Here is a 12880-nt window from a genome sequence, read left to right on the forward strand (position 1 = left end):
AAATCACACCCTTTCGTACTCGGTGCGGGCGATGACCTCGTCCTGGATCGCCTTGCCGATCTCGACCCAGTACTGCGTGAAGCCGGCCACACGGACCATCAGGTCACGGTGCTCTTCCGGATTCTCCTGCGCCTGGCGCAGCACACGGGAGTCGACGATGTTGTACTGGATGTGGAAGCCGCCCTTGCGCATGTAGGCCCGGGTCAGGTCAAGCAGCTTGCGGGCGCCCTCCAGGCCCTTGACGGCCGTCGGGTGGACCTTCATGTTCAGCTGCGAGTTCTGGGACTCGGCGTGGTTCCAGACCGTCGCCGAGTTGAACACGGCGTACGGGCCGTTGACGTCGGTGCCCGGGTACGGCGACATCGAGCCGTCGGCGTAGGTGGTGCCCGCCAGGCGACCGTCCGCCGTGGCCAGGGTGGCCGCGCCCTGCGGGGCGTGCGTCGAGACGGAGATCTGGCAGACATACAGCGGCCGGGCGTACAGGGACTCGTACTTGTGGGTGACCTCGCAGACGTACTCCTCGTAAGCCTTCAGGATGGAGTCGACATACGGATCGTCGTTGCCCATCTTCGGAGCCATGAGGCAGTCGCCGTGGATGTCGTCGTAGACCTGGCCGCCCTCGCGCTTCTCCTGCTGCAGCAGCGAGTAGGAGCCGATCTCCTCGGCCGTCTTGAAGCCGAAGTTGTTCAGGATGGCGTCCTTCATCTGCTCGAGGGTGTACTTCTTGTCGTCGAAGACCAGCTTCTTGATGGCCGCCAGCGAGTTGATGAAGTTGGCGGTGCCGCAGGTCTCCACGTTGTAGGTGGCCATGAAGCGATAGCCGCCGTTGCCGATGTGGAGGCCCCGATCCAGGCAATCCGGCTTCAGGATGGAGTGCCAGATGGCCATGTTGTTCTTCCGCCAGATGTCGTGCTGGATGTTGTTGCACTTGTTCAGGACATCGACGGCCTTCTCGAAGTAGTCCTTGAAGATCTCAACCAGCGTCTCGTAGCTGTCGATCTCCCGGTTGTGCGGCTCGAAGACCTGCTCGCCAGTGCGCATGTCCTTGCCGTTGAAGAGCACGCACTCCAGGATCTTCGGCAGCGCCAGGAAGTGGACGCCGACCGAGGTGGGCGTGCCGGAGCCGCCCGGGATCCAGTAGGTCTTGCCCCGCAGGGTGAGCGGCTTCCAGGAGCCGGGCGACGACTCGAGGCAGCCGCCGATGGCCCAGGCCCGGGCTTCCTCGGGGGTCATTCCCTCGGCGCCGTACTGGTTCAGCATGAACTCCATGCCGACCCGGTTGTTCATCCAGGCCGGGTAGCCGGTGCCGGTCTTCACGCACTCGATCGCCTTCAGGAGGAACTCCTCTGGCAGCTTCTCGTCGTAGAGGATCGACAGGGTCGGCTGCGGGCAGGCACAGGTGATGCCGGCCTCGAGGATCAGCATCTCCAGCCGGTTGGCAGCCGGCAGGCCATCCTTGGTCAGGCCGCCCAGGGAGACGTTGTTGAAGGTGTTGCCGGAGAGCACGCCGCCCACGACGCCCGCGGAGGCGAACACGTCGATGCAGGTGAACTTCACGCGGTGGCACTCGAGCAGCTCCAGAACCTCTTCCTCGGTGATGCGGCCGGCTTCGATGTCCTGCTCGAAGTACGGATAGAGCACCTGGCCGATGCGGCCCGGCGAGAGGCCCGAGATGGCGTCCTCGTTCAGCACGCCGATGTGGATGGTGTACTGCATCTGCAGCGCCTGACGGAAGGTCTCAGGCGGCTTGTGCGCGATGTGCTCGAGGACCTCGGCGATCTCCTCGTACTCCTTCTTCTGCACGGGCTCTTCCGTGACGGACGCCAGGCGCCGGGCTTCCTTGGCGTAGTTGAGGATCCAGGTCTGGATGCCCTCCAGCACCAGCTTGGCGGCCTGGTAGAAGTACAGCCGGTCCATGCCGCTCACGAGGTCGCCACCGGCCTCGCCGGCCACCTCGCCCGCCTTCTCCTCGCACATCCGGATCAGGCCGTCCAGACCGTACTGCAGCGGGTAGTAGTAGTTGGTGACCTCACGGCCCTGCGGCAGGGTGAAGCCGGACTCGAACATGCAGATGACCGACCGCATCAGCGCGGTCTTGAAGGCGTAGCCCGGAACCAGGGCCTCGTACTTGGCGGACTCGTCCTCGACGGACTTGCCGACCCACCAGCGGGCGGTCTTCAGCAGCGCCGGAACCTCTTCCTGACGGATGCCGAACTTACCGGCCAGCGAGACGACCTTGCCGAAGGACTTGACCACGTTGCCGCCGCCCTGGCCCCACTTGACCAGTTCGTCGGCGGAGGTGGAGCCGCGCTGCTTGGCGTCCTCATACAGCTCGTCGCCCTTCGCCATGTAGTAGCCCTCAGAGAGCCACGGCATGGGGAAGGAACCACGGTAGTAGTGGGTCTTGCCCATGACCAGCTTCTCGCCGGGGAAGATCATCGGGGTCAGGTGCGAGTAAGCGGCCTTCAGGGCCTTGGCCCGGCGGATGATGGGAACGTCGTGGATGTTGTCGGCATACGTCCGGGTGTACCAGTAGGGGAACTCCATGTTGGCACTGGACAGGGTCTGGTAGTACAGGTCGCGGAGCTTCTTGGCACGCGGAGTGGGCTCCTTCTGGACCTCGCGGTCCACCATGTCTGCGGGCGGCTCGCCGCCGTACCGCTGTTCGAGCGAGATGCCCTTTTGCTGCAGAATCTCAGCCAGAGTCGCAGTCTTTGCCATCGAGCTCGTATACCCCCTTCGTACCTGCACGTGTTGGCCTTGACGTTCCTTCGTCCGCCACTCCGAGCGTACCAATACGAACCCCCCGGCCACATCGGCAGGGGGGGTTAGCACCGGTATGAACTTCGGGAGTGCGCCATGCCGCGGGTCGTCCCATTGGCGCAAAGGACTAGGCCTCCTGTCCTGGTTTCGTACTGTTGGCCTAAGCCTGCGGTCCTGGCGCAGGGGGACATGTTATACTGTTCACAAAGGGAGGGGAGGCCCGTGCCATCCGAACAGGAAATCCGCTGGCTGACGCTCCTGCAACGCACGCAGAATCAGCTGTCCCGGCTTCATGGGTTCTCCCTGGTGGTCCTGGATCCCGACTGCAACGAGGTTACCGTTCCTTCAGGCCTCCCGCCGGCGTGTGCGGCAGCCGACCCCACCCGCTCCAGCGCCTGCTGGAACCTCAGGCGGGAGGCCGTGGCGCGCATACAGAGAACGCGCCAGACCGTAAGCCTCCCCTGTCCCCGCGGCCGCTGCTGCTTCGTAAGCCCGCTGGGCGTGGACCCCGACGACTTCGAGACCCCCGTCGTCTACTTTGTGGCCGGAAGCGGCCCCGCCCAGGCGGCGGGCAGCGTGCGGCTCATCCAGGATCTCTTCCGGCTGGTCCGGCCCCCGGCCGCGCCCGGACCGGGCCCGGGCGCCCGGCCGGAGGACGCCTCCCCGGCTGCAACGCCCAGGGCGGCGGAAGGCGAGGCCGGCCTGCTCACCGAACGGGAGCGGGAGATCCTGGCCCTGATCGGGGCGGGGCTCACCAACCGGGAGATCGCCTCGCAGCTCTATATCTCCCAGTCCACCGTCAAGACCCACATCACCCACCTGCTCATGAAACTCGGGCTCAACAACCGCACGGAAGCGGCCCTCTACGCCGTGCGCGAGTCGATCTGCCCCCGGACGAGCGGGTCGCGCAAATCACCGCTGTAGCTTCTGGGAAAGGCGATTGCATGAACGTACAACTTCCTTCCCTGCGCCGGCGCCTGCTCACGGCTTTCGCCCTGACGCTGCTCACCCTGTGGATTCTGCTCACCGCGATCTATGCCCTGATGAGCGACCGCCTCACCCAGATCTACCTGGTCGACCGGATGCAGGTCGCCATTCAGGTGGCGTGGGACGCCTATCACGATGGCCCGGACCGCCTGATCACGTCCATCCAGGCGCTCGCCCGGAACGCCGCTTCCGACGGGCCGCTCAGCACCGCGGCGCTCCCGCCGCTGCTCGACGCCCTGCCGGAAGCGGACTTCGCCGCAGCCGTGAGCCCGGAGGGCCTCACCCTGGGCCATACGAACCCGGATCGCGTGGGCCAGGCGCCCCCGTTCCCCGAAATTGCGGCGGAGGCCCTGCGCACGGGCCAGGTGCGTTCGAGCAGCGAACTGGTCACAGCGGATTTCGTCGCCGCACACATGCCGCAGGCGCTCCACCGCCTCTACGTCCCGGCGGGATGCCAACCGGGAGACGCCGGCTGCACCGATGTGGGCATCGTGCAGGTAGTGGCGGTTCCGGTCCGTACGGACACCGGCGACGTCGCCGTCGTGGCGGGCATCCTGCTCAACAACACCGAGCAGATTCCCAGCGCCGCCTCGGAGCGCCTCCCCGGTTCCTACCTCTCCGTGGCCGTGGAGGGTATCCGCATCTCATCCAACATCATCACCCGGCAGCAGGGCCTGGTGGAGACCGGAAGCCAGCAGAGTTCCGGGCTCCGCAGAGCCGTGAAGCAGGGGGAGCGCTACTACGGAACCGTGCCGGTGGGGGCGGAGCGGCACTACGTGGCCGCAGACCCGATTCACAACGCCGCCGGCCAGGTCATCGGTGCGCTCAGCATCGGCCTGCCGCAGACCCGCTTCGCCATGTATACCGACGGCGCACAGGCGCTCATGCTGGCCTGCGGGCTGCTGGCGGTGCTGTTGAGTCTCGGGATCGCACACGCCATGGCGCGCCAGTTGGTGCAGCCGATCACGGGGCTGGAGCGGGATATCGTCCGGCTGACCACGGCCGCCCGTTCCCATGACCTGGCCCGCGCCACCCAGTTGATCGACCCCCCACCCGCCCTCTACAGCCGCGAGGTCCAGGCTCTGCACCAGGCGTTCCAGACCCTCGCCGGCGCCCTGGTGGAGCAGACCAAGAAGACAGAGACCTACCTGCACCAGATCGAGGACGACAGGGCAGAACTGCAGGCGCTGACCGGTCAGCTGCAGGAGGCGAAGGCGGCGCTGGAGGCCGAGGTGGAGCACCGCACCTTCGAGCTGAAGCAGGCCGTGGCGGAACTGAAGCAGGCCAATCAGCTGAAGAGCAACTTCCTCGCGTCGGTGAGCCACGAACTGCGCACGCCGCTCAACTCCATCATCGGCTTCTCCGAGATGCTGATCGATGAGCTGGCCGGTCCCGTAAACGCCAAGCAACGGGAGTACCTGGACCACATCCTCTCCTCGGGCAACCACCTGCTGCAGCTCATCAGCGACCTCCTCCACCTCTCGCAGATCGAGCAGGGCCGCATGTCCCTGGAACTGCAACCCGTCGCCCTGCAGGAGTTGATCGAGTCTGTCCACCAGCGCTGCATCCCTTCGGCGGACGCCGCCGGACTGAAACTCGAGGTCAACTGCGATCCGGGTGTCCCCCCGATCATGGCCGACCCCACGCGGGTGAAGGAGATTCTCGATAACCTCCTTTCCAACGCCATCAAGTTCACGCCGCAGGGAGGGCGGATCTGGGTTCGCCTCAGCCGGGCAGACGATATGGCCGTGATCGAGGTGGAAGACACCGGCATCGGTATACGCCCTGAAGACCAGACCGCGGTCTTCAATGAGTTTGTGCAGGCCGAATCCGGCTACCGGCGGCGTCACGAGGGCGTCGGGCTCGGGCTGCCGCTCTCCAAGAAGCTGGCCGAAATGCACGGCGGACGCATCGAGCTGAAGAGCCAGTTGGGAAAGGGAACCGTGGTCCGCGTCTACCTGCCGTTACCAAAAGGAGTTGAACAAAGTGGCGGCTCGGATCCTGGTCGTGGAGGATAACAAGCTGAACATGCAGTTGGTTTCCGATCTGCTCACGGTGCACGGGTACGAAGTACTCCAGGCCAGCACGGGCGACCAGGCGCTGCAGCTCGCGCGGCTGCACAGGCCCGACCTGATCCTGATGGACATCTCCCTGAAAGGGATGACCGGCCTCGAAATTACCCATGAGCTGCGCCAAAATCCCCACACCGCCCACATCCGCATCCTGGCGGTCACAGCCTACGCCGGCGAGGAGGACCGGCGGCGGGCCCTCCTGGCCGGCTGCGACGGGTTCGTCTCGAAACCCATCGACACCCGTCAGCTGCCCCGCATCATCGCTGAACACCTGAAGGGGGAATCCGCCCATGGCCGAGTCGGAGGTCCCGCTGATCCTCATCGCTGAAGACGATCCGGCCTCAGCCCGCCTGCTGGCGGAGATGCTGGCGGCCGCCGGGTACGAGACGGCCGTCGCCCCGGACGGCCACGCTGCGCTGACGCTGGTGGCAAACCGGCGTCCGGACCTCGTGCTTCTGGACGTGCGAATCCCGGGTCGCAACGGCTTCGAGGTATGCGAGGAGTTGAAGCATTCTCCGGCCACCCGGGACATTCCCGTGGTGATGATCACCGGCCTCAGCGAAGAGCGCTGGCGCATCCTCGCCATCGAAGCGGGCGCCGACGACCTGCTGGCCAAACCCGTGCGGCGACCCGAGCTCTACGCCCGGGTCCGCACGCTGCTCCAGACGAACCAGCGCGTCCGCCAGCGCGAGCAGCCGGAGGACGTGGTGAACAGCCTGTTTGCGCTGATCGAGCTCAGCGACCCCGGGCTTGCCCGGCACAGCCGGCTCGTGGCGGCCCTCTGCGGCAGCACGGCGCGGGCTCTGGGGCTGTCGGCTGCGGAGGGGCAGCTCCTCTCCTGGGCCGGCCTGCTTCACGACCTGGGGAAGGTGGTCAGCAGCGCCCCGCGGTCGGACCACCCCGCCAACGGCGAGCGGGTGCTTCGGCACCTGGGCCCCCTGTCGCAACTGGCCCCGCTGGTGCGGGGCCACCACGAGCGCTGGGACGGCGGCGGCTGGCCCGACGGGCTCAAGGCCCACCAGCAGTCCACGCTGTTGCAGGTGCTCACCATGGCCAACGCCCTGGCCCACCTGCTGGCGGAGGAAGACCATGCAGAAGCGGCGGGGCGACGCCTTCGGCAGCAGGCGGAGCAAGGCTGGTGGAACCCGGTGCTGCTCCAGCCGATGCTGGGTTCCATTCCGCAGGAACACGTGCGGGCATGAGCCCCTCCGGTCCGGACTCGCTCCACTTCCGCCGCCAGCCCCCGACGGCTGAGTCCTGCCCCCCAGATGCTGCTCCCGGGGAAGTCGCAAGGGCGGGGACGATCAAAATAGAACCGCCACCCCCTCTTCCGGGGGTGGCGGTTCTCGCAACCGGTCACCGCAGCGCCGGGGCACGGCTGATGTCGAGCGTCACGCAGAGTTCCCCGAACCCGCCCGTCCACGTCCGCGGGTACGGCAGCTTGGCGGTCAGCCGGCGGATGCCGTGGTTCTCGTACAGCATGTACGCCTGCAGCCGGCTGAAGCCCATCTCGCGGGCGACCTCCACCAGGCGCTCGGCCAGGGCCGTGCCGATGCCCTCCCCCTGGCAGTCGTCCCGCACCAGGAAAGCGGCTTCGGCGGTCTCGTCGTCGACCCGGCCCAGTTCGGCGATGCCGACGACCTCGCCCTCGCTCAGCGCCAGGATCACCGCCTGGTCCTCGGGGTCGCCCTCGCAGAGGCGAACGGCCTCCTGCTCCGGCGAGACGGTCACGCCCGAGCTGCAATAGCGGAGGTACAGCGTGTCGGACGAGAGGCGCCGGTACATGTCGGCAATCAGCGGCTCGTCCTCGGGGGTGCAGGGCCGGAGCACCACGGGGCGCCCGGTCCGCGAGACGAACTGTACGACATCGTGCTGAATGGTGGCAGGCATGCTCTCGCCCCCCTCCGTCCGTTGCTGCCGCTATTGTTCCCATTTTCACTTAAAGTCTAACCCGCGGCCGCGGTCGCGCGCATGACACGTCCGGAGGGGTCTCCACCCCTCCGATCGGACCAAATCGCATCGGTCCCCCGCCGGTGCGGCGTCCAACCGATCAGTCCGCGTGGCTGGTGCGCTCCCGGCCGGCGGTGGTCAGCACCGGCTCGGAGGCGGCCTCCCGGCTGCGCTCGGCCTCCTCGCTGCACCAGGATCTCACCGTGGCCTCGATCACGTCCCACGCCTGCTCCACGATGCGGGGATCCAGCTGCGTGCCGCTACAGCGACGGAGTTCGGCGAGCACCGTCTCGGCGCCGAGGGAGGCGCGGTAGCGGCGGCGGGAGCACATGGCCTCTGCCGCGTCGGCCACGGCGATGATCCGGCTCATGTACGGGATCTGCTCGCCGGCGAGCCCGTCAGGATAGCCGGAGCCGTCCCAGCGCTCGTGGTGGTGGCGCACGGCCTCGGCCACGTCCGCCATGCCTGAGACCGCGCCCAGGATTTCCCCGCCGATCGCGGCGTGCGCCTGCATCTGGCGCCATTCCGCCTCCGTAAGCGGGCCCGGCTTCAGCAGCACCGCCTCGGGCACGCCGATCTTGCCGATGTCGTGCAGGGTCGCGGCCAGCACGAGCCGCCGCTGCTCCTCCGCGCTCATGCCCAGGGTCTCCGCCATGCGGCCGGCCAGCTCGGCGGTGCGGTTGCCGTGGCTGGCGGTCATCCGATCCCGCGCGTCCAGTGTGGCCGCCAGCGCCGCCACCGTCTCCTGGAAGGAGGTCTCCAGGGCCCGGTAGGCCTCGTCCAGCTCCTCCGTGCGGGCGGCCACCTCCTGCTCCAGCTCCGCCCGCCTGGCCAGCGCCCGCTGGCGCATCTCGTTGAAGCCGGCGAAGAGGTCCTCGAGTTCCCGCGCGCCGCTGAACTCCGCCGGGTCCAGCGAGACAGGTTCCTCCCAGTGGACCACCGCCGTGCGCAGCCGCTCCAACGGCTTGGTGGCCCGCTCCGTCACCCGCCAGGAAACCAAAGTCGCCACCAGCGTGGCCGCCACCGTGATCCACAGGGTGGTTCGCACCCACGGCTCGAGCAGCTCCGTTCCCACCCAGCGGAACACGGCCACCTCCACGCTGCCCAGCTGTTGGTTGAAGTGCGTGATGGGCTCGGACTCGACCCAGACCTGCGACGGGTCGATCCCCGGGTCACCCGCACTGGTGCGGAGACCGCCGGAGGGGAGCCGCACCTTCACGTAGGCCACCCCGTCCTGGCGCGAGGCCAGGTGCACCGTGGTCTCCATATGGGTCGTGTTCTCCCAGTCGTTGCCGATGGTCACCGCGAGGGTCGACGCGACGGCCCGCGCCATCTGCCGCACCTGCGCCTCGGTCTGGATGGCGTTCCACCAGAGGAAGAGGGCGGCTCCTCCCCATACGATCAGCATCGACACAACCCACATGGCACTCCCGAAGTGCACCCGGAGCGAAAGCGACGACCGTCTCATCACCGTTCACCTGTTGCCCTGCCTCACCCAGGCGGACCACTGGCGGTAGGCCAGAGCCTGGGACTCTCTCCCGAGCCGGTTCGTGATGTCCTCCCATTCCGCCGCGGCCGTGTGCAGGGCTTCCTCCGCCGATGCCTCTCCGCGCAGCACCTTCAGCACGGCGCGGTCCAGTGCCTGGGTGTAGGACCACCCGCCGGGGATGGTGAGGTCGGCCATCGGCCGCTCCAGCGACCGCTCCACCGCCGCGTAGAGATCGGCTGCGATGTCGGGAGACGGAAAGAGCGTCTGCTGCTCCGGATGGGCGAGGTGGCTGTACCGGTAGGGATCGTTGATGGTGTCAGCCCGCGTGATCATCCGCCCGCTCACCTCGGGGCTGGTGACGTACTTGGCCACGGCGGCGGCCACGTCGGGCTGGCGGGACCTGGAGGAGATCACCAGCACCCGCCCGAAGAAGATGCCGCCGCGCGGAGCCCCCTGCGCCTGGCCGGGCACGTCGGTCCACCCGAGCCGGCCGGCGACCTGCGATTTCCATACCTCGGTGTCGTATGAGAAGCGGGCGGTGTCGGAGAACTGCACCGCCATCGGCACGGTGCCCGCAAACAGCGCCCGGTTCAAGTCCTCCCAGTCATACAGGGCCTCCGGCGCCACCTCGCGCTGGAGCCGGGCCAGGTCTTCCAGCACCTGCACGGCCAGAGGGCTGTCAACCTGCGGGCGCATGTTGGCGTCGAAGTACTTCCCGCCCAGGCTGGCGTAGCGCTCCACGAACCACATGTAGGCCTTGTTCTCGCGCCCGATGATGGCCGTGCCGTAACGGGTGCCGCCCGGCAGGTACTCCGTGCCCGCCAGAGCGCGCGCCGCCGCATCGTACTCCGCCCAGGTCTCAGGCGGCTCCAGGTCCAGGCGCTCGAACAGATCCTTCCGGTAAAAGAGAAGGTGCGTGTCGCCGTCGTAGACGAAGCCGTAGAACCGGTCGCCGAAGCGCATGTAGAGGTTCCGGTAGACGGGCAGAATGTCGGTGAACCAGGGGTCTGTGGTGTCGATCCACTGGTCGACCGGCTGAATCAGCCCCTGGGAGATGAAGAGGTCCAGGTGGCGGGGCGGAATGATCACCAGGTCCACCTCATCGCCGGCCTCGCGGACGAAGCTGTCCAGCTCGGTGGTCAGGTGAGGCGGAAAACGCAGCTCCGGGCGCACGCCGAAGCGCCGGCAGATTTCGTCTGCCTCCAGCTCGAAGGAGCGTGTGGCCTCTTCGGAGTCGCCCACCACGTACAGGGGAGTGCAGGCCTTCGCGGCCGCAGGCTCTTCCGGAACGGTGGCCGGCAACCCCGGTCCGGCCGTCCGCACGCTGGGCCCCGCACCGCCACAGCCCGTTACGACGACCAGCAGTCCAACCAGCACTCCGAGCGCGAAACCCCGCCGCATCTCGCTCTCGCCTCCCGAGGGAATCGTCGCACACATCCCCCAGCCCGGGAGAGTGGCGGAGCGTCCAATTCACATATTACCATATATTTCGCGTCTTGAACTTACCAAGAACCCCATTCATCGCACACCGAAACGGCGAGCGGCCCCGGCAAACTGCCGGAGCCGCTCGTGGCACTAGTACAGGCTCACGTTTCCGGGGCCGTACGATTCGAGCCGCCGCTTGACCGCCTGGAGGAAGCGGGCGCAGACGAGGCCGTCCAGGATGCGGTGGTCCAGCGAGAGGCAGATGTTCATGATCGAGCGAATGGCGATGGCGTCGTTCTCCAGGACCACCGGCGTCTTCGTGATCGCCTCGAACGAGAGGATCGCCGCCTGCGGGTAGTTGATGATCGGCGCCGACAGGAACGAACCGAAGGCGCCGGTGTTGTTGACCGTGAAGGTGCCGCCCGAGACGTCGTCCACCGTCAGTTTCCCGGCCCGGGCCCGCGCCACCAGGTCGGCCACCGCCAGGTTCAGGCCGGCGATGGAGAGCCGGTCGGCGTTCTTGATCACGGGCACCGCCAGGGCCTCCTCCGTGGCCACCGCGATGGAGATGTTGATCTCCTGCTTGACCACGATGTGGTCGCCCGCCCACTGGGAGTTCAGGATGGGATACTCCTTCAGGGACTCGACCACCGCCTTGATGAAGAAGGGCATGTAGGAAAGGCTGAGGCCGTGCTGCCGCCTGAACTCGGGGTTCACCTGCTCCCGCAGCCTCACCAGATCGGTCACGTCCACCTGCATCATCGTCCAGGCGTGCGGCGCCTCGTGCTTGGACTGGACCATCTTGTTGGCGATGCGCCTGCGCACCGGGTCGACGGGGATCACCCGGTCGCCCGGGCCGGAACGCACGGGGTAGCCGGCGGGCGCAGGGGCTGCGAAGGGCGCGCCGGTCACCGGCGCGGACGGAGGCTCGGGAGCCGGGGCAGAGGCCGCAGCCGCGGCCGGAGCCACAGCCTGTGCGGGGGGAGCCGAAGCGGAAGCCCGCTGCGCCTCGATGTAAGCCTCCACGTCCTTGCGGGTGATGCGCCCGCCGAGGCCGGTGCCGTGCACCCGGCTCAGGTCGACGCCGTGCTCCTGCGCCAGCCGCACCACCGCAGGGCTGTAGCGGCCGCCGGCGGTGCGGGGCGGCGGCGCGATGACGGCGGTTGCCGTCCCGCCGCTTCCCGGGGCAGCCGTTCCCGCAGACGCCGCGCCTGCGGAGGCCACGGCTGCCCCTGCGGAGCCCGTCTCCGCAGGCGCCGTCTCCGCGACAGCCTCAGCCGGTGCGGAGGGACCCGCCGGAGGTGAACCGGCGTGCGCGGCCTCCTCCTCCGTCAGGATCGTCGCGATGCGCGTCCCCACCGGGACCGTGCTCCCCTCCGGCACGTCCAGCGAGACGATGCGACCCGCGACCGGGCACGGGATCTCGGCGTTCACCTTGTCGGTGATCACCTCGGCGATGGGCTGGTAGCGCTTCACCAGGTCGCCCGGGGCCACGAGCCAGCGATGGATCGTCCCCTCCGTCACCGACTCGCCCAACTGAGGCATCGTAATCTCCAAGGCCGTCTCCCTCCTCTGCCTAGAACTGCGCCAGTTGCCGCATGGCCGCCAGGCATTTCTCGGTCGACAGCATGTAGAACTTCTCCATGGGGTCGGCGTAGGGCATCGCCGGCACGTCGGGGCCGCAGAGCCGCTGGATCGGCGCGTCCAGGTCGAACAGGCACTCCTCGGCGATGATGGCGGCCACCTCGGCGCCGATCCCGTGGGTCTTGGAGGCCTCGTGTACGATCAGCACCTTGCCCGTCTTGCGGGCGGCGGCCACGATCTCCTCCTTGTCCAGCGGGAGCAGCGTCCGCAGGTCCAGCACCAGGGCCGAGTAGCCCTCCTTCTCCAGGAGTTCGGCCGCCTGCAGGCAGAAGTGAAGCGTCTTGCCGTAGGAGATCACCGTGATGTCGGTGCCGTCACGCTTCACCTCGGCCCGGCCGATGGGGATCACGTAGTCCTCCTCGGGCACCTCACCCTTCACCGCCCGGTAGAGCCCCTTGTGCTCGAAGAAGAGCACCGGGTCGGGGTCGCGGATCGCCGCGGTGAGGAGGCCCTTGGCGTCGTAGGGCGTGGCGGGCACCACCACCTTCAGCCCGGCGGTGTTGGTGAAGTACTGCTCCACGGACTGCGAGTGATAGAGGCCGCCGTGCAC

The 12880-nt window shown here is 67.7% G+C and carries 10 protein-coding genes; 4 read left to right on the forward strand and 6 right to left on the reverse strand.

What is annotated here, in order from left to right; all coding sequences use genetic code 11:
* Nucleotides 1-3: 3 nt before the first annotated feature.
* Nucleotides 4-2721 carry a 4-hydroxyphenylacetate decarboxylase large subunit gene (gene hpdB / locus AB2385_RS06830; RefSeq protein WP_367654203.1) on the reverse strand — a complete coding sequence of 906 codons (2718 nt, stop codon included), beginning with the start codon at nucleotides 2719-2721 and terminating at the stop codon, nucleotides 4-6.
* Nucleotides 2722-2985: 264 nt separating this feature from the next.
* Between hpdB and AB2385_RS06835 the strand changes: the two genes are divergently transcribed.
* The 4 genes from AB2385_RS06835 to AB2385_RS06850 are packed head-to-tail and all read left to right on the forward strand — an operon-like array spanning nucleotide 2986 to nucleotide 7024.
* Nucleotides 2986-3687 carry a LuxR C-terminal-related transcriptional regulator gene (locus AB2385_RS06835; RefSeq protein ID WP_367654204.1) on the forward strand — a complete coding sequence of 234 codons (702 nt, stop codon included), beginning with the start codon at nucleotides 2986-2988 and terminating at the stop codon, nucleotides 3685-3687.
* Between the two features lie 20 nt (nucleotides 3688-3707).
* Nucleotides 3708-5768: an ATP-binding protein gene (locus tag AB2385_RS06840; protein ID WP_367654205.1), complete on the forward strand. Its 2061-nt coding sequence runs from the start codon at nucleotides 3708-3710 to the stop codon at nucleotides 5766-5768.
* Nucleotides 5737-6150 (forward strand): response regulator, encoded by a 414-nt coding sequence (locus AB2385_RS06845; protein WP_367654206.1) that lies wholly within the window; start codon nucleotides 5737-5739, stop codon nucleotides 6148-6150. The genes AB2385_RS06840 and AB2385_RS06845 overlap by 32 nt, the downstream gene beginning before the upstream one ends.
* Nucleotides 6113-7024 carry a two-component system response regulator gene (locus AB2385_RS06850; RefSeq protein WP_367654207.1) on the forward strand — a complete coding sequence of 304 codons (912 nt, stop codon included), beginning with the start codon at nucleotides 6113-6115 and terminating at the stop codon, nucleotides 7022-7024. The genes AB2385_RS06845 and AB2385_RS06850 overlap by 38 nt, the downstream gene beginning before the upstream one ends.
* Before the next feature lie 154 nt (nucleotides 7025-7178).
* On the opposite strand, the gene AB2385_RS06855 is transcribed toward AB2385_RS06850, so the two are convergent.
* From AB2385_RS06855 to AB2385_RS06875, 5 genes are all read right to left on the reverse strand, one after another.
* Nucleotides 7179-7712 (reverse strand): GNAT family N-acetyltransferase, encoded by a 534-nt coding sequence (locus AB2385_RS06855; protein ID WP_367654208.1) that lies wholly within the window; start codon nucleotides 7710-7712, stop codon nucleotides 7179-7181.
* 160 nt (nucleotides 7713-7872) lie between these two features.
* A complete protein-coding gene (locus AB2385_RS06860; protein WP_367654209.1) occupies nucleotides 7873-9180 on the reverse strand; it encodes an HD-GYP domain-containing protein in 1308 nt (435 codons plus the stop codon).
* 66 nt (nucleotides 9181-9246) lie between these two features.
* Nucleotides 9247-10662, reverse strand: a complete 1416-nt coding sequence (locus AB2385_RS06865; RefSeq protein WP_367654210.1) for an ABC transporter substrate-binding protein — start codon at nucleotides 10660-10662, stop codon at nucleotides 9247-9249.
* Between the two features lie 174 nt (nucleotides 10663-10836).
* Entirely contained in the window at nucleotides 10837-12243 is a 1407-nt protein-coding gene (locus tag AB2385_RS06870; protein WP_367654211.1) for a dihydrolipoamide acetyltransferase family protein, read from the reverse strand.
* A 19-nt stretch (nucleotides 12244-12262) separates the two neighbouring features.
* Nucleotides 12263-12880 (reverse strand): alpha-ketoacid dehydrogenase subunit beta (locus AB2385_RS06875; protein WP_367654212.1); only part of this gene is annotated, 618 nt, incomplete at its 5' end.

Source organism: Symbiobacterium sp. (genome assembly GCF_040797425.1).
Taxonomy (GTDB): domain Bacteria; phylum Bacillota; class Sulfobacillia; order Symbiobacteriales; family Symbiobacteriaceae; genus Symbiobacterium.

What these genes read in the sequence shown, in the direction of transcription:
- hpdB (WP_367654203.1), bottom strand. Translation starts at nt 2,721, where the DNA reads ATGGCAAAGACTGCGACTCTGGCTGAGATTCTGCAGCAAAAGGGCATC.
- AB2385_RS06840 (WP_367654205.1), top strand. Translation starts at nt 3,708, where the DNA reads ATGAACGTACAACTTCCTTCCCTGCGCCGGCGCCTGCTCACGGCTTTC.
- AB2385_RS06850 (WP_367654207.1), top strand. Translation starts at nt 6,113, where the DNA reads ATGGCCGAGTCGGAGGTCCCGCTGATCCTCATCGCTGAAGACGATCCG.
- AB2385_RS06855 (WP_367654208.1), bottom strand. Translation starts at nt 7,712, where the DNA reads ATGCCTGCCACCATTCAGCACGATGTCGTACAGTTCGTCTCGCGGACC.
- AB2385_RS06860 (WP_367654209.1), bottom strand. Translation starts at nt 9,180, where the DNA reads ATGCTGATCGTATGGGGAGGAGCCGCCCTCTTCCTCTGGTGGAACGCC.
- AB2385_RS06865 (WP_367654210.1), bottom strand. Translation starts at nt 10,662, where the DNA reads ATGCGGCGGGGTTTCGCGCTCGGAGTGCTGGTTGGACTGCTGGTCGTC.